The following is a 15,042-nucleotide window of genomic DNA, read 5'->3' as shown; positions in this document are numbered from 1 at the left end:
GACAGTGAGGAGTCGCACCATGCCCAGGACCAGCACGCGCCTCAGACTCGCCGGCGCCCTCGCGGCCGTCCTCGTGGCCGCGGGCGTCGCCACCGGGCCCGCCGCCGAGGCGCACGGGCGGCAGCCGACGCTCGCCGAGCTCGCCCACCGGCAGGGGCGCTACTTCGGCAGCGCCACCGACAACCCCGAACTGACCGACGGCCCGTATACGAGGATTCTCGGCCGCGAGTTCGACATGATCACGCCGGGCAATGGCATGAAGTGGTACGCCACCGAGCCCGAGCAGGGCGTCTTCGACTGGTCCCAGGGTGACGAGATCGTCGGCCTGGCCCGCGCGAACCACCAGCGCGTCCGCGCCCACACCCTGGTCTGGCACAGCCAGCTGCCCGACTGGCTGACGTCGAAGGAGTGGACCCCGACCGAACTCCGGGCCGTACTGAAGAAGCACATCTTCGCCGAGGTACGGCACTACCGGGGCAAGGCCTACTCCTGGGACGTCGTCAACGAGGCCTTCAACGAGGACGGGACGTACCGCGAGACCCTCTGGTACAAGACCCTCGGCCCCGGCTACATCGCCGACGCGCTGCGCTGGGCCCACCAGGCCGATCCGCACGCCGAGCTCTACCTCAACGACTACAACATCGAGGCGACCGGCCCGAAGAGCGACGCCTACTACGCGCTGGCCAAGGACCTCAAGGCGCGGGGCGTACCCCTGGACGGCGTCGGGTTCCAAGCTCACCTGGCCCTCCAGTACGGCTATCCGGCCACCTTGGAGGACAACCTCCGCCGTTTCTCCCGGCTGAGTCTGGACACCGCCCTCACCGAGGTCGACGTCCGTATGCAACTGCCCGCGACCGACGCCAAGCTGGCCGAGCAGGCCACCTGGTACCGGGACCTGACCGAGGCCTGCCTCGCGGTGCGCCGCTGCGTGGGCGTGACGGTGTGGGACTACACCGACAAGTACTCGTGGATCCCGGCGTTCTTCCCGGGCGAGGGCGCCGCCCTGCCGTGGGACGAGCAGCTGAAGCCGAAGCCGGCGTACCAGGCGCTGCGCGAGGCGCTCAGGTAGCGGTCGGCCACGAGGAGTAGCCGCCGTCGGACATACGTCGGGGCCGGTGCGCACCGAGTGTGTGCGAGCCGGCCCCTTGGGTCACCGGGCGGCAGGAGATGTCGCCCGGGGTGGTGCCGTAAGGCCTAGGCGGCCGTCATCACCCGGCTGATGTCCAGCGGGCGGTGCGGGGCGATGATCTGGCCGTCCGGCAGGAGCTCACCGGTGTCCTCGAAGAGCAGAACGCCGTTGCACAGCAGGCTCCATCCCTGCTCCGGGTGGTGCGCCACGAGGCGGGCGGACTCCCGGTCGGCGGATTCGGCTGTCGGGCACGGTGGCTGGTGCTGGCACATGGGTGGGTTCTCTCGCTCTGTCGTGGTCATGTCCGCCCCCCGTGGTCATAAGTCGGTCGGAACCCAGTGTTGCCCTCCGGGCGTCAATCCGCAGGTATTTCGCAGCACCGCTTCTCACAGGTTGATGACGCATCACCCGAGCGGTCGGTTCAGCTCAACCGCACTGTCATTTCGGGTGGTTCTCGGTGACCTGAAGGGGCTAGTCACACGCGTACCCCGCCACCGAAGAGGCGGCGGGGTACGCGAGGAGAATCGGAGCGGGCAGAGGCGTCAGGCGGGCGAGCCGAGCAGGGGGATCGGAGTGACCCGGTGGGTCAGCACAGGGAGCAGTTCGGCGACCCGGTGCGGCCGGTGGGCGGCGATTCCGGGGGGTGCCGGGGCCAGTGGGACGAGCAGATCGGTGGCGGCCGGATGGCCCACGGCGCCGTCCGCGGCGCAGTCGCCGTGCAGCCACAGCGTGAGCATGTACAGGCCCGGCACGGACAGCAGGCGTGGCTGGTATGCCTGTGGCATGGTCTCGGCCTGGCGCAGGGCGCGTTCGGTGGAGGCGATGTAGGGGCCCTCGAAGAAGTGCGAGAAAGCCCAGCCGTCGGGGGTCAGTCTGGTCTCGGCCGCGGCCACCGCGCGGTCGGCGCAGCGGATCAGGAACCGCCAGCCGGTCAGCCGGGTCGCGGACACGCCCTCGGCGGTGACCCGGTCCAGCACGTGCAGGGGCAGCGGGAGTTCGGGAGTGGCGGGCCCCTGCGCGGCGCGCAGGGAGGGGGTGCGGGCCTCACGGACGGCGGTGGGGGAACCGAGGGCCGTGAGCACCGAGCGCAGGGCGGGCGCGGGGGCAGGGGGAACGTGCAGGGGCATGGTGGGTCGCCTCTCATTCGACAGGCGCGACGGCGCGAGGGCGTGGGCGGACGACGCTGTCAGCTCATGGGGTCAGAGAGGCGGGGGCCCGGGGCGGTGAACGAGAGGTGCGGACGCGGCCTGCCGCACGTCGCCTGGACGGCGGGAACCAGAACGGTGGGCGCCAACCTTCTGCCTTCTTCGCGGAGTTTATACGACATATGTTCAGACGGTGTTTCGTCTAGCCGTTTCCGGTGAGTAGAACAAGGCTGCAATCGGTCGGTGATTTGCGAGAAACATCCCGATTCCCGGGCCGGTGGGACCATCCTGACCTCGGAATACGCTGCCGCAGCGGTCGGCCCATTCTCGTCGGCGTTTTTCACGAGGTCATCGGGGCACACGAAGGTGCGTGCTGCCCCATGCCCCGTGAATGTGCCGCGGGACACTTTCCAACCAGAGTAGCGGGGACGGGGTCCGCGCGGGACGTTATCGATCGCGTCGGGTGGGCATCATCCCACCTGACGCTGGACCCCGGCGGCCGGATCTTCCGCCCGCCCATCCGAGGAGGGACGCTTCGATGGGGGAGAAGGTCGTGGCAGGGCCGTTCGACCTGTCCGACCGCCAGCGCTACCGGGAGAAGCTCCGGAAGTGCCTGGCGGGGCTGGAGCGGCTGCTGGCCCAGAAGCGGTTCGACCGCCCGAAGAACCTCATGGGCGTGGAGATAGAACTGAATCTCGTAGGTCCCGACGGCATGCCGAAAATGCTGAATGGGCAGGTGCTGGAGCGCATCGCGAGCCGAGATTTCCAAACAGAACTCGCCATGTTCAACCTGGAAGTCAACATCGCCCCGCACCGGCTGGGCGGCCGGGTATTCGACCAGCTCGCCGAGGAACTCCGCACCTCGCTGGCGTACGCCGACCGCAAGGCGGGCGAGCTGGACGCCGGAATCGTGATGATCGGTATTCTGCCCACCCTCGGCCGTGACGACCTGGTCTCCTCCAACCTCTCCGAGGTCGACCGCTACACCCTGCTCAACGACCAGATCGTGGCCGCCCGCGGCGAGGACTTCCGCCTGGACATCGAAGGGGTCGAGCACCTCACCTGCACCTCCCGCTCCATCGTCCCCGAGGCCGCCTGCACGTCCGTGCAACTCCATCTCCAGGTCACCCCGGGCCGTTTCGCCGATGTGTGGAACGCGGCCCAGGCGGTCTGCGCGCCGCAGATCGCCGTCGGCGCCAACTCGCCGTTCCTCTTCGGTCACGAACTCTGGCGCGAGTCCCGCCCCCCGCTCTTCCTCCAGGCCACCGACACCCGCCCGCCCGAGCTGCAGGCCCAGGGCGTACGGCCGCGCACCTGGTTCGGGGAACGCTGGATCTCCTCGGCGTACGACCTGTTCGAGGAGAACCTGCGCTTCTTCCCGGCCCTGCTGCCCATCTGCGACGACGAGGACCCGCTGGAGGTCATCGACGCGGGCGGCGCGCCCAAGCTCGCCGAACTCGTCCTGCACAACGGCACGGTGTACCGCTGGAACCGCCCGGTGTACGACGTCGCCGACGGGCGACCGCACCTGCGGGTGGAGAACCGCGTCCTGCCCGCCGGGCCCACCATCACCGACGTGATCGCCAACGCGGCCTTCTACTACGGCCTGGTGCGCGCCCTCGCCGAGGAGTCGCGGCCCGTGTGGACCCGGATGCCCTTCGAGACGGCTGCCGCCAACTTCGACGCCGCGTGCCGGTACGGCATCGACGCACGCCTGGTCTGGCCCCGGCGCGGACGGTACGGCGGTCTGAGCGAGGTCGACGCGGTGACACTCGTCCGTGACGAGCTGCTGCCCCTCGCCGAGGCGGGGCTCCAGGGGTGGGGCGTCGAGGCCGCCGACCGGGACCTCTACCTCGGGGTCATCGAGGAGCGGTGCCGGCGCCGGGTCAACGGCGCGTCCTGGCAGGCGGCGACCTTCCACCGGGCGCTCGAACAGGGCCTGGCCCGGGACGCGGCGCTGGCGGCCACCACCCGGCGCTACTGCGAGCTCATGCAACTCGGAGAGCCGGTGCACACCTGGCCGGTGGGTCTGCCGGAGCCGGTGCCGCTGGGGTAGGCACGCCGAGGTGGCTCGGTCCAGCTGAACATCCTCCTCTCGCACACAGGTCGCGCGGTCACGGTCACGGGGGTCGGCGCAGCCCGCCCCGCACTGATCGGGCAAGCTGTGACATCCCATGAGCGACTCGAGGCAGGTGTGCAGGTGGAAGCGGGCTCGGATGCCGATTCCCATACGCGGGAGTGGCCCTCGCGACGGATCTTCCGGGACGAGACGCTGCTCGTCCTGGGCCTCTCGCTCGGTGCGAGCGGGGTATCCGCGTTCATCAGCTTCGTCGGATCGGTCACGAAACCCGGCGGTCTCAAGGACCAGGCGGCCACCCTCAACGCCTCGGCCGCGCCGGGCCGGCCCTGGCTGGACCTCGCCTGGCAGCTGTTCGGCATCACCACGGCACTGATCCCCGTCGCCCTGGTCGCGCACTTCCTGCTGCGCGAGGGCGAGAGCCTGCGCACCCTCGGCTTCGACCGGACCCGGCCCCGGGCCGACCTCGGGCGCGGGGCGGCGGTCGCGGCGGTGATCGGCAGCACCGGCATCGCCTTCTACCTGGCCGCGCGCGGTCTGGGCTTCAACCTCACGGTGGTGCCGGAGGCGCTGCCCGACGTGTGGTGGAAGTACCCCGTGCTGATCCTCTCGGCGATGCAGAACGCCATCCTCGAAGAGGTGATCGTCGTCGGCTATCTGCTGCGCCGGCTGGGCCAGTTGGGCTGGACCCCGGGGACCGCGCTGGTGGCCAGTTCCGTACTGCGCGGCTCCTACCACCTGTACCAGGGCATCGGCGGTTTCGTCGGCAACATGGTCATGGGCGTGGTGTTCGTGTACCTCTACCGGCGCTGGGGCCGGGTCGGTCCCCTGGTGGTGGCCCATTCGCTGCTCGACATCGGGGCGTTCGTGGGCTACGCCCTGCTGGCGGGGAAGGTGGGGTGGCTGCCGACGGCGTGAGCGGCCGGCGAAGGGGCGTACGAGGCTGTCGTACGCCCCTTTTCCCATGTGGGTGTGCGCGCGGCGTCAGGCGAGCAGTTCCCCCTCGATGACCGTGACCGCGCGGCCGGTCAGGAGGGTGCGGTCGCCGCGCAGACCGGTGCGGACCAGCCCGGTGCGGCGGGAGGCCTGGAGGCCGGTGAGGTCGGGGCGGCCCAGGCGTTCGGACCAGTAGGGGGCCAGGGCGGTGTGGGCGCTGCCGGTGACCGGGTCCTCGTCGATGCCGACGTTCGGGAAGAAGCAGCGGGAGACGAAGTCGTGGCCCCGCGCCGGGTCCTCGGCGCGGGCGGTGGCGATGATGCCGCGCGCGGAGTAGGCGGCGAGGGCCTTGTGGTCGGGGGAGAGGCCCAGGACGGTCTTCTCGTCGGCGAGCTCCAGCAGCAGGTCGCCCACGTTCGGCCCGGTGTCGAAGGCGGCGACCGGTTCGGCCCCTAGCGCCGCCGCCACGCCTTCCGGGACCTCGACCGGGGTGAGCGGGGCGGTCGGGAAGTCCAGGGTGATCGAGCCGTCGTCGCCGGGCGTCGCGCGGAGCACCCCGCTGCGGGTGGCGAACCGCACCGGGCCCTCGTGGGCGCCGGTGGTGTTGAGGACATGGGCCGTGGCGAGCGTGGCGTGGCCGCACATCGCCACCTCGGTGACGGGCGTGAACCAGCGCAGCGCCCAGTCCGCGTCCCCGCCCTCGGGCAGGCGGTGGGCGAACGCCGTCTCGGCGTGGTTGACCTCCATGGCGACCCGCTGCAGCCGGCCGTCGTCGGGGAAGGCGTCGAGCAGCAGGACCCCGGCGGGGTTGCCTGCGAAGGGGCGGTCGGTGAAGGCGTCGACGATTCGGATACGCATGGGCCGACGCTAGACGGCGCGGTTCCCGCCTGACCAAGGCCAATTCCGGGACGCTGGACCGGTCCCGGACGGGCCACCGTGGCGCGCGCACGCGCGGCATCACTGGGATCCTGGAGGAGAGCGCTGTCCATGACCTGACAGACAGCGATGGTGAACGCCATGGCCGGATTCAAGGGGAACGACTCCGGACCGATCACGCCCCGTGCGGATCCCCAGGGAGAACCGTTCCTGCGTACGAGGTTCGCCATACCGACGCTGCCCGCCACGTTCCTGCGGCGGGAGCGCCTGGTCAGCCACCTCGACCACGCCCTGGGGACACCGTTGACCGTGGTCGACGGGTCCGCCGGGGCGGGAAAGACGCTGCTGGTCGCGGACTGGGCCGCGGGGCGGGAGCGGTGCCTCGCCTGGCTCACCACCGACGCGGCGGACCAGCGCCCGGGAATGTTCTGGGCCTATCTGCTCCAGGCGCTGCGGGTCTCCGGCGTGCGGCTGCCCGCCGAGCTGGGCTGTCCCGCGGACGCGAACCGGGTGGACGACACGCTGCTCACACGGCTCGCCACCGAACTGAGCGCCCGGGACCGGCCCGTGATCGTGGCACTGGACGAGTTCGACCGGGTGACCGATCCGGAGATCGCCGAACAACTGGAGTTCGTCCTCCACCACGCGGGCCAGGGCATGCGCCTGATCCTGGTCACCCGCACCGAACCGCTGCTGCCCCTGCACCGTCACCGGGCGGCCGGCGACATCACGGAGATCAGAGACGCCGAGCTGGCGTTCACCGCCGAGGAGGCGGACGCGCTCCTGCGGCTGCACGGGCTGCGCCTGCCCGCCCACGCGGTCGACGCGCTCATGGAGCGCACCCGGGGCTGGGCAGCCGGCCTCCGCCTGTGCGCCCTGGCCGCGCGGGAGAGCCCGAACCCGCAGACGTATCTCAAGGAGTTCGAGGCCGACCGCAGCACGGTCGCCGACTTCCTGCTCGCGGAGGTGCTCAAGCGGCAGACCCCCGAGACGGAGGACCTCCTGCTGCGGGTCAGCATCCTCGATCGCTTCTGCCCCGAGCTGGCCAACGTGCTCACGGAGCGCACCGACGCCGAGTCCATCCTCGTCGGCCTGCACCGCCAGAACGCGTTCGTCGAGCACCTCGGGCACGCCTGGTACCGCCTGCACCCGCTGTTCGGGGAGATCCTCCGGGCCCATCTGCGGATGCGCGCTCCCGGCCTGGAGCCCGAACTCCACCGGCGGGCGGCGCGGTGGCTGCGGCGCTGCGGATCCCTCGTCGAGACGGTCGGCCACGGTGCCGCCGCCGGGGACTGGGAGTTCACCGCCGGTGCCCTCGTCGACGACCTCGCCATCGGACAGCTCTTCACCGGCCTCAACCGCGACGACCTGTCCGAGCTGTTCTCCGGGATGGATCCCGGGGCCCCGAGCCCGGCCACGCACCTCGTCCGGGCGGCCCGTGCGCTGTCCCGGCACGACCTCGACGACGGCCTGACCCACCTGCGGCACGCGGAGCGGGGTCTGACGGGAGAGCGGAGCCGGGCGGTGGACGCGGCCGGCCTGGCGGCGGCCCGGCTGAGCTGGTCCCTGCTGGAGGCCCTGGCGGCCCGGCTGACCGGTTCGCCGGGACGGGCGGAGAGCGCCGCGAAGGCGGCCGAGAGCCTGCGGGAGCAGGTCCCCGCCCACCTCTTGGACAAGCATCCCGAACTCACCGCCCTGCTGCTGGCACACCTGGGCTCCGCACGGCTGTGGGCCGGGCGCTTCGACGACGCACGCGCCGCCCTCTCGACGGTCGTCGGCGGCAGCGGCGGAGCCGCGACGGCGCTCGCGCGCGAGGACTGCCTGGGCCGCCTCGCCCTGATCGACTACCTGGACGGCCGGCCCGGCAGGGCGGAGCGCAAGGCCCGGGCGGCGATGACCGAGACGGAGCGGTACAGCCTGCCGCAGCCGTCCGGATCCGGGATCGGGCGGCTGGTCCTGGCCGCCGTGGCCGTCGAACGCAACGAGCTCGCTCAGGCCCGGGCCCTCCTCGACGCGGCGGCGGACTCGCCCCCCGCGACGCGGGACCCGGTGACGGAAGCCGCCCGGGCCATCACCACGGCACGACTGCTCCTGGCCCGCGGCCATACGCAGGCCGCGCTGGAGGCGGCGCTACCGGTCGTGTCCGCCGACGTGCCCTCACCCTGGGCCGAGGGACACACGGCACTGGTCGCCTGCGCCGTGCACCTGGCCGAAGGCAGGCCGCAGACGGCCGCGAGGCTGCTGCCCGCGGTGCCCGAGGACCAGGCGGCCTGCGCCGTGGAAGCCGCCCGGGTCCAGCTCGCCGTGGGCAGGCCCGCCTCGGCGATCGCCCTGCTCGACGGGGTGCGCTCGGACAAACACGCCGGTCCCGCGGTGACCGTGCGCGCCACGCTGGTGCGAGCGCAGGCCGCGGACCGGGCCGGGGACTCCGCCACCGCGCGCGCCCTCGTCGCCCAGGCCCTGCGCGCGGCCCGCGGCGAGCGGCTGCGACGTCCCTTCCTCGACGCGGGCGCGTGGATCCGGCCCTACCTGCGCACGGCGGAACCGCGGGACCTGGCCGCCGGCTGGCTCACCCCCGGACAGCCGCCGCACGACGAACCGCCCCGGCCCGGGGACCAGCCTCTGCCTCCCGTCGTCGAGGAACTGAGCGGGCGCGAGCGCGATGTGCTGCGACGGCTCGGCCAGATGATGTCGACGGAAGAGATCGCCGCCGATCTGTACGTGTCGGTGAACACCGTGAAGACCCACCTCAAGAGCGTCTACCGGAAGCTGGCGGTGAACCGCCGCAGCGACGCGGTGCGCCGTGCGCGGGAGCTCCGGCTGCTGTGACCCGGGCGGTCCGGCACGGGCCGCGCGGAGCACTCCGTTCGCCCGTGGCGGGTGAGGCACCGGGTGAGTTCTTCGTCTGCGATGGAGTGACGGCTCTCCCGGCCGACTGCGAGGTGGACACCGTGACCCACTGGCGTGCTCTGATCGTCCTGGGTACCGCGCAGTTCCTGATGGTCCTGGACACCTCCGTCATGAACGTGTCCATCAGCCGGCTGGTCGACGACTTCGACACCGAGGTCACCGCCATCCAGGCCGTCATCACGCTGTACGCGCTGGTCATGGCGGCATTCATGATCGTCGGTGGCAGATGCGGAGACATCTTCGGACGCCGCCGCCTCTTCCTCATCGGCCTGGTCGTCTACGCCACCGGTTCGGCCGTGACGGCCGTGGCTCCCACCCTGTGGGTCCTCGCGCTCGGCTGGTCCGTCGTGGAAGGGCTCGGTGCCGCGATGGTGCTGCCCGCCATGGCGGCCCTCGTCGCCGAGTCCTACCGGGGGCGGGACCGGGCCGTCGCCTACGGCGTCATCGGCGGACTGGCCGGCGCGGGGATCGCGGTCGGCCCGCTGCTGGGCGGCTGGGTGACGACGTACCTCACCTGGCGGCTGGTCTTCGCCGGTGAGGTCGTGGTCGTGGTGGTCCTCCTGTGCTTCCGCGGGGCCGTCACGGAGGCCCCCCGGAGCGGTCCGCGTACCCGGCTGGACGGCGTCGGCGCCGTGCTCTCGGCGGCCGGGCTGTCCCTGGGCGTGCTCGGGGTGCTGCAGAGCAGTACCTGGGGATGGGTACAGCCCCGCAACCCGCCCTTCACCGTCCTGGGCTTCGCCCCCACCCTGTTCGTCATCGGCGCCGGAGCGGCCGTACTGGCCGCGTTCGTCCACTGGGAGCGGCGCCGGGAGGCGCACGGCACCGACCCCCTGGTGCACCTGGCCCTGCTCGGCAGGCCGACGCTCCGAGCCGGTCTGCTGTCGCTGCTGAGCCAGAACCTCATCCTGCTGGGACTGTTCTTCACCATTCCGCTCTACTTGCAGGTGGTCCAGGGTTTCGACGCGTTCCAGACCGGTCTGCGGCTGCTCCCGGTGTCCGTCACCATGCTCGCGGCATCCATGGGCGCCGCCCGGCTGGGGAAGCGGGCCGGCCCCCGCACGGTGGTCCGGCTGGCCCTGCTGACCCTCACCGGGGCCATCGCGTGGCTGCTGGCCACCATCGACCCGGTCATCGACGACGCGCAGTTCGCCGGCGCCATGGCCCTGCTCGGCGTGGGCATGGGCCTGCTCGCCTCGCAGCTGGGCAACGTCGTCCAGTCCAGCGCGGGGGAGGTGGAGCGCAGTGAGGTCGGAGGGCTGCAGTTCACGGCACAGAATCTGGGCTCCGCCCTGGGCACCGCGCTGATCGGATCCCTGCTCATCGGCGCGCTGGCGCACGCCTTCACCACCCAGGTGGCGGCCGACCCGCGGCTGTCGGAGGAGACCAGGCGGCAGACGAGTGTGGCCCTGGAGGCCGGGATCAACTTCGTCCCCACCGACCAGGTGCGCTCGGCCGCCGAACGGGCCGGACTGCCGCCCGCCGAGGCCGACGCCCTCGCGGACTCCTACGCGGCCGCGCAACTGAACGGCCTGAAGGCGGCGATCCTCGCCACCGGAGGCATCACGCTGGTCAGCTTCCTGGTCACACCGCACCTGCCGACCGGACGGACGAGGCGATCGGGCGCCGGCGCTCCGGCCACCGCCCCCGGCCCGGCACGCTGAGCCCGAAGGGAGGCCGCGATGCCCACCACCGGGCACGTCTCGCCCCACGCCGCCCGCACCGCGGAGCGCCGGGCGCACGCCGACTACACCGGTGGCGTCTACGGATCCATGCTCGCCGCCTCCGTGATCATCGGTGCCGGAACGCTGGGTTCCTACCCGCGTGTTGAGCTGGTCCTGCTGCTGGTGCTCACCGGCGTGGCGTTCTGGATCGCGCATGTGCACGCCCAGCTGTTCGGCGCGCGTCTGGCGCAGCGGAGCCTGGACCGCCGGGTCGTGCTGCACGTGTGCCGCGACGAGTGGCCGATCGTCAAGGCCGCCGTCCCGCCGGCCGCCGCCGTGGCCGTCAGCCCCCTGCTGGGCCTGGACACACAGGGCACCCTGTGGTTCGCGCTCGTGGTGGCGGTGACCGGGCAGGTGGGCTGGTCGGTGGCCGCGGCCCGGCGGGCCGGCGCCTCCTGGCGGCTGACGGCCGCCACCGCCTCGGTGAACCTGCTGCTCGGCCTGTTGATCGTCCTGTTCAAGCTGCTCCTGAAGCACTGAGGCGGACACGGTCCGGGCCGGCCGAGTATCACCTGTGCGGGGTGAGGCCGGGCGGTACGCGGCGACGGACGATCGCAGGGAGAGGGCGCGGCCCGCCTGTCCCAGGACACCCCGGGGAAGAGCAGCTCATGCGCTACGAGATCCGTGTCGACGGACATATGTCGGAGACGTTGGCCAAAGTCTTTCCGGAACTGGACCACGTGGTGATGTCCGGTCAGACCGTGCTGTTCGGGCCCGTCGTCGACGAGGCGCACCTCTATGGGCTGCTGGCCCGTTTCCGGTCGTTGGGACTGCGGGTGCTGGAGATGCGGCAGCTGCCGGAGTGAGGGCGGCCCGTTCGATCGCGCGAGGAGGAGCCATGGCCGGAGAGCAGCGCACGCCCGAGGGGACGACTCCCGGGCCGACGGGCGATCCGGCTCAGGCGCTGGCGGTGCTCGGGCGCTCGTGGACCTGGATCCTGGGAGCGGCGGTCGCCACGCTCGTGCCGGGCGTCCTGGTACTGGTGTGGCCGGACGAGACGCTGCACGTGCTGGCCGTCCTCGTCGGCCTCCATCTGCTGGTGACCGGGGTGTTCCGGTTCGTCGAGTCCTTCAGCCGGGAGGAGCACGGCGCACGGCTGCCCGGGCTGCTGCTGGCGGTGGTGTACGTCCTGGCCGGTGTGCTGTGCCTGAGGCACCCGTTGCAGACCATCGCCGCGCTCTCGCTGATCGTCGGGATCGTCTGGCTGGTGTCCGGCATGCTCACCCTCTTCACGGCCGTCGCCGTCAGGGACCTGCCCCACCGTGGTTTCGTGCTCGCCGCCGCGGTGCTCGGAATCGTCGCGGGCGTCGTGGTGCTCGCCCTGCCGGCCGAGTCGGCCCGGGCGCTGACCCGGCTGCTCGGCCTGTGGCTCGTGCTGCTCGGTCTGGCCGAGGTCGGGGTCGCCTTCGCCTGGCGAGCCGCGCTCCGCCGGTCGCGCCCCGCTCCGCCGGGCGACACCGTCTGATGCGCCCGTCACGCTCACCCGCCTCGGGTGAGGCCGTCCGGCGTTTGCCGTGGGCACGCTGAAGTCGGCACGAAACGGCTGCCGGGCGCGGGCCCGGAACGGAGGACGGACATGAGTGCGCAGACGTACCTCGCGGACGACTATCCCCTGCTGAACGCCTTCTGGACGATGCTGTGGTTCTTCCTGTGGGTCATGTGGTTCGTCCTGCTCTTCCGGGTCATCGCCGACATCTTCCGCGACGACACCCTGAGCGGCTGGGGCAAGACCGGCTGGCTGCTGCTCGTCCTGCTCCTGCCCTTCCTGGGCATCTTCGTGTACCTGATCGCCCGCGGCAAGAACATGGGGCGCCGGGAGGTGGCGCAGGCACGCGCGCAGCAGGAGGCGTTCGACACCTACATCCGGCAGACGGCCCAGGGCGGTGAGGGCCCGCGCAGCAGCGTCGACGAACTCGCCAGGCTGTCGGAGATCCGCGCCCGCGGCGACATAACGGAGGACGAGTTCAACAAGGCGAAGCAGCTGGTCCTGAGCGGCTCCGGCGCGGGCGGACGTCCCGGTCCCGCCACCCCCACCTCCCATCGCTGAACACACCGCACGACACCGAATCGAGGCAGCAGGATGACAGCGTCACACCAGACACAAGCGCCGTCGGCCAAGCGGCAGTGGGCCGGAGGTCTGATCACCTTCGGCGCCGTCATGCTGATGATCGCCGGGATACTCGACGTGTTCCGGGGCATCTCGGCGATCGCCCAGGACGACATCTTCGTCACGACGCGCAACTACGTCTTCGAGTTCGACCTCACCGGCTGGGGCTGGGTCCACCTGATTCTCGGTGCGGCCGCGGTGATCGTCAGCCTCGGACTGTTCCAGGCGTCGATGTGGGCCCGCGTCGCGGGCGTGACCATCGCCGGACTCATCGTCATCGCCAACTTCCTCTCCCTGCCGTACTCCCCGGTCTGGTCCGTGGTGATGATCGCTTTCTCGGGGTTCATCATCTGGGCTCTGTGCGTGGCGCGGAGCGACGAGTCCGCCAGGGTTTGACGAGGGCGGCGCGGGTGCGGGTGCCGCGGGGGCCGTCCAGGCCCCTCGACGAGCGCCCGCACACGTGAACAGGCATCAGGAAGGTGGCAGCGACGATGTGCCGTTGGCTCGCCTACTCCGGAACACCCGTCCCGCTCGACACCATTCTCTACAAACCGGCGCACTCGATCATCGACCAGAGCCTGCACTCCCGGCTGGGCGTGGAGACGACCAACGGCGACGGGTTCGGCGTCGGCTGGTACACGGCGGACGCCGGCACCCCCGCCGTCGTCCGGGACACCGCCCCGGCCTGGAACAACCGCAACCTGCGGGAGATCGCCGGGCATGTCAGCTCCCCGCTGTTCTTCGCGCACATCCGCGCCTCCACGGGTACCGCGGTGCAGCAGACCAACTGCCACCCGTTCCGCCATGGCCGCTGGATGTGGATGCACAACGGGGCGATCACCGGCTTCCACGAGATGCGGCGGGACCTCGCCCTGGCCGTCGACCCGGAGCTCTTCTCGGACATCGAGGGCTCGACGGACTCCGAGATGATGTTCTTCCTCGCGCTCACCCTCGACCTGGAGAAGGACCCGCCGGGCGCCGTCGCGCGGATGGCGGGCCTGGTGGAGGAGACCGGTCACCGGCATGGGGTGGAGAACCCGCTGCAGATGACGGTCGCCGTGACGGACGGACGGCGGCTGTGGGCCTTCCGCTACTCCAGCCAGGGTGCCTCGCGCTCGCTCTACTACAGCACCCGGGTGGAGACCCTGCGCGCACTCCACCCCGACGTGGCCTTCCTCAGGGGCGTCTCCGACGACACCCGCCTCGTCGTCTCCGAGCCCCTGGGTGACCTGCCCGGTGCCTGGCACGAGGTCCCGGAGAGCACCTGGGGCGTCGTGCAGCCCGGAGAGGACGAACTGCTCCCGTTCGCCCCGCAGGCCGCGTAGCGGGCCACTAGTTCAGCAGAGCAGCCGTGAACGTCTTGCGGTGGTCCACCAGCCAGGTCTGCATGCGGTCCCAGCGTTCCCATCCACCACGCTCGGCCAACGCCTGGAGATAGACCGGGTCTCCGACGGCCACGCGGTGGGCGACGAAGGCGCGGCAGACCTCCGTGGCCTGCTCGATGACGCCGGGCAACTCGGCGCGGTCCCCTGCCGGGAGGCCGTAGCTGTCGGCAAGAATCCGCAGCCGTGCGGCCGCATCCAGCCCGGGGGGATGGAGAGCGGCCGCGGACTCGGGATCGAGCATGGGTACCCAGTAGCGAGCGGTCATGGCGATGTCCCAGAGGGCACGGCCCGGGGCCGCAAAGTCGAAATCGATCAGGGCCGCGGCACGACCGTCGCGGAAGACGACGTTGTCCGGGCACACATCGTTGTGGCACAACATCGTTCCCCCCTCCGGGTCGGCAAGGTCCGGGGGCCACTCGGCACGGGTGTCGACCGCGACGGCCGCGCTCGTCTCGTGCAGACGCCGCAGCAGGCTCCCCACCGATTCGAGGGCAGAACTCGTCATCGCCCAGTCCGGGAACGGCGGCAGGGCCACGTCGCCAGGGATGAAAGTCAGCTGCTCACGGCCATCCGCGGTGAGACCGACAGGGGCCGGCGCCGCGTCGAAGCCGTGCTCCCTCAGCGCAAGGAGATAGACATGCAGGGCGCGCGCGTTGCGCGGTGCCGGTCGCTCCACCAACTCCCCCCGGCGGAACACCGCCCCCGCGTTCGCCATCCCGCCGACCAGCGCCTCGTCCTCAGCCGTCACGAGGATCA

At 71.5% G+C, this 15,042-nt stretch carries 15 protein-coding genes; 11 read left to right on the top strand and 4 right to left on the bottom strand.

Annotated features, from left to right (window positions below):
• The first annotated feature begins 19 nt into the window (after nt 1–19).
• Complete coding sequence (locus tag ACZ7L0_RS24060; protein ID WP_471244585.1) at nt 20–1,069, top strand: endo-1,4-beta-xylanase; 1,050 nt, start codon at nt 20–22, stop codon at nt 1,067–1,069.
• Between the two features lie 125 nt (nt 1,070–1,194).
• On the opposite strand, the gene ACZ7L0_RS24055 is transcribed toward ACZ7L0_RS24060, so the two are convergent.
• Together ACZ7L0_RS24055 and ACZ7L0_RS24050 are read right to left on the bottom strand one after the other, a co-directional pair.
• Nucleotides 1,195–1,401, bottom strand: coding sequence for a DUF5999 family protein (locus tag ACZ7L0_RS24055; protein ID WP_471244607.1), 207 nt, complete (start codon nt 1,399–1,401; stop codon nt 1,195–1,197).
• Between the two features lie 270 nt (nt 1,402–1,671).
• Nucleotides 1,672–2,256, bottom strand: coding sequence for a hypothetical protein (locus ACZ7L0_RS24050; RefSeq protein ID WP_471244584.1), 585 nt, complete (start codon nt 2,254–2,256; stop codon nt 1,672–1,674).
• Between the two features lie 556 nt (nt 2,257–2,812).
• Here ACZ7L0_RS24050 and ACZ7L0_RS24045 point away from each other — a divergent pair.
• Both ACZ7L0_RS24045 and ACZ7L0_RS24040 read left to right on the top strand, forming a co-directional pair.
• A complete protein-coding gene (locus ACZ7L0_RS24045) occupies nt 2,813–4,330 on the top strand; it encodes a glutamate-cysteine ligase family protein (RefSeq protein WP_471244583.1) in 1,518 nt (505 codons plus the stop codon).
• A gap of 138 nt (nt 4,331–4,468) precedes the next feature.
• Nucleotides 4,469–5,269: a CPBP family intramembrane glutamic endopeptidase gene (locus tag ACZ7L0_RS24040; protein WP_471244582.1), complete on the top strand. Its 801-nt coding sequence runs from the start codon at nt 4,469–4,471 to the stop codon at nt 5,267–5,269.
• 66 nt (nt 5,270–5,335) lie between these two features.
• Here the strand turns inward: ACZ7L0_RS24040 and ACZ7L0_RS24035 are convergent, their stop codons facing one another.
• Complete coding sequence (locus tag ACZ7L0_RS24035) at nt 5,336–6,145, bottom strand: PhzF family phenazine biosynthesis protein (protein WP_471244581.1); 810 nt, start codon at nt 6,143–6,145, stop codon at nt 5,336–5,338.
• Between the two features lie 159 nt (nt 6,146–6,304).
• Here ACZ7L0_RS24035 and ACZ7L0_RS24030 point away from each other — a divergent pair, with 159 nt between their 5' ends.
• The 8 genes from ACZ7L0_RS24030 to ACZ7L0_RS23995 all read left to right on the top strand — a co-directional run bounded on the left by ACZ7L0_RS24030 (nt 6,305) and on the right by ACZ7L0_RS23995 (nt 14,226).
• Nucleotides 6,305–8,992, top strand: a complete 2,688-nt coding sequence (locus tag ACZ7L0_RS24030; RefSeq protein WP_471244580.1) for a winged helix-turn-helix domain-containing protein — start codon at nt 6,305–6,307, stop codon at nt 8,990–8,992.
• 122 nt (nt 8,993–9,114) lie between these two features.
• The gene (locus tag ACZ7L0_RS24025; protein ID WP_471244579.1) at nt 9,115–10,734 is read left to right on the top strand and encodes an MFS transporter; all 1,620 of its coding nucleotides are present in this window, start codon (nt 9,115–9,117) and stop codon (nt 10,732–10,734) included.
• An 18-nt stretch (nt 10,735–10,752) separates the two neighbouring features.
• The gene (locus ACZ7L0_RS24020) at nt 10,753–11,274 is read left to right on the top strand and encodes a hypothetical protein (protein WP_471244578.1); all 522 of its coding nucleotides are present in this window, start codon (nt 10,753–10,755) and stop codon (nt 11,272–11,274) included.
• A 128-nt stretch (nt 11,275–11,402) separates the two neighbouring features.
• Nucleotides 11,403–11,600: a hypothetical protein gene (locus tag ACZ7L0_RS24015; RefSeq protein WP_471244577.1), complete on the top strand. Its 198-nt coding sequence runs from the start codon at nt 11,403–11,405 to the stop codon at nt 11,598–11,600.
• Nucleotides 11,601–11,632: 32 nt separating this feature from the next.
• Nucleotides 11,633–12,259 (top strand): HdeD family acid-resistance protein, encoded by a 627-nt coding sequence (locus ACZ7L0_RS24010; protein ID WP_471244576.1) that lies wholly within the window; start codon nt 11,633–11,635, stop codon nt 12,257–12,259.
• A 111-nt stretch (nt 12,260–12,370) separates the two neighbouring features.
• Nucleotides 12,371–12,841, top strand: coding sequence for an SHOCT domain-containing protein (locus tag ACZ7L0_RS24005; RefSeq protein WP_471244575.1), 471 nt, complete (start codon nt 12,371–12,373; stop codon nt 12,839–12,841).
• A 33-nt stretch (nt 12,842–12,874) separates the two neighbouring features.
• Nucleotides 12,875–13,297: a DUF7144 family membrane protein gene (locus ACZ7L0_RS24000; protein WP_471244574.1), complete on the top strand. Its 423-nt coding sequence runs from the start codon at nt 12,875–12,877 to the stop codon at nt 13,295–13,297.
• 95 nt (nt 13,298–13,392) lie between these two features.
• Nucleotides 13,393–14,226 (top strand): class II glutamine amidotransferase, encoded by an 834-nt coding sequence (locus ACZ7L0_RS23995; protein WP_471244573.1) that lies wholly within the window; start codon nt 13,393–13,395, stop codon nt 14,224–14,226.
• 7 nt (nt 14,227–14,233) lie between these two features.
• On the opposite strand, the gene ACZ7L0_RS23990 is transcribed toward ACZ7L0_RS23995, so the two are convergent.
• Entirely contained in the window at nt 14,234–15,001 is a 768-nt protein-coding gene (locus ACZ7L0_RS23990) for a phosphotransferase (RefSeq protein WP_471244606.1), read from the bottom strand.
• Nucleotides 15,002–15,042: the final 41 nt, after the last annotated feature.

It is taken from the genome of Streptomyces sp. NPDC039424, from assembly GCF_055639495.1.
This window is presented reverse-complemented; position numbering and strand designations above follow the sequence as displayed.

Coding starts and splice junctions, on each gene's coding strand:
- ACZ7L0_RS24000 (WP_471244574.1), top strand. CDS start 12,875: ATGACAGCGTCACACCAGACACAAGCGCCGTCGGCCAAGCGGCAGTGG.
- ACZ7L0_RS24030 (WP_471244580.1), top strand. CDS start 6,305: ATGGCCGGATTCAAGGGGAACGACTCCGGACCGATCACGCCCCGTGCG.
- ACZ7L0_RS24050 (WP_471244584.1), bottom strand. CDS start 2,256: ATGCCCCTGCACGTTCCCCCTGCCCCCGCGCCCGCCCTGCGCTCGGTG.
- ACZ7L0_RS24005 (WP_471244575.1), top strand. CDS start 12,371: ATGAGTGCGCAGACGTACCTCGCGGACGACTATCCCCTGCTGAACGCC.
- ACZ7L0_RS23995 (WP_471244573.1), top strand. CDS start 13,393: ATGTGCCGTTGGCTCGCCTACTCCGGAACACCCGTCCCGCTCGACACC.
- ACZ7L0_RS23990 (WP_471244606.1), bottom strand. CDS start 15,001: ATGGCGAACGCGGGGGCGGTGTTCCGCCGGGGGGAGTTGGTGGAGCGA.
- ACZ7L0_RS24055 (WP_471244607.1), bottom strand. CDS start 1,401: ATGTGCCAGCACCAGCCACCGTGCCCGACAGCCGAATCCGCCGACCGG.
- ACZ7L0_RS24035 (WP_471244581.1), bottom strand. CDS start 6,145: ATGCGTATCCGAATCGTCGACGCCTTCACCGACCGCCCCTTCGCAGGC.
- ACZ7L0_RS24010 (WP_471244576.1), top strand. CDS start 11,633: ATGGCCGGAGAGCAGCGCACGCCCGAGGGGACGACTCCCGGGCCGACG.
- ACZ7L0_RS24015 (WP_471244577.1), top strand. CDS start 11,403: ATGCGCTACGAGATCCGTGTCGACGGACATATGTCGGAGACGTTGGCC.
- ACZ7L0_RS24020 (WP_471244578.1), top strand. CDS start 10,753: ATGCCCACCACCGGGCACGTCTCGCCCCACGCCGCCCGCACCGCGGAG.
- ACZ7L0_RS24045 (WP_471244583.1), top strand. CDS start 2,813: ATGGGGGAGAAGGTCGTGGCAGGGCCGTTCGACCTGTCCGACCGCCAG.
- ACZ7L0_RS24060 (WP_471244585.1), top strand. CDS start 20: ATGCCCAGGACCAGCACGCGCCTCAGACTCGCCGGCGCCCTCGCGGCC.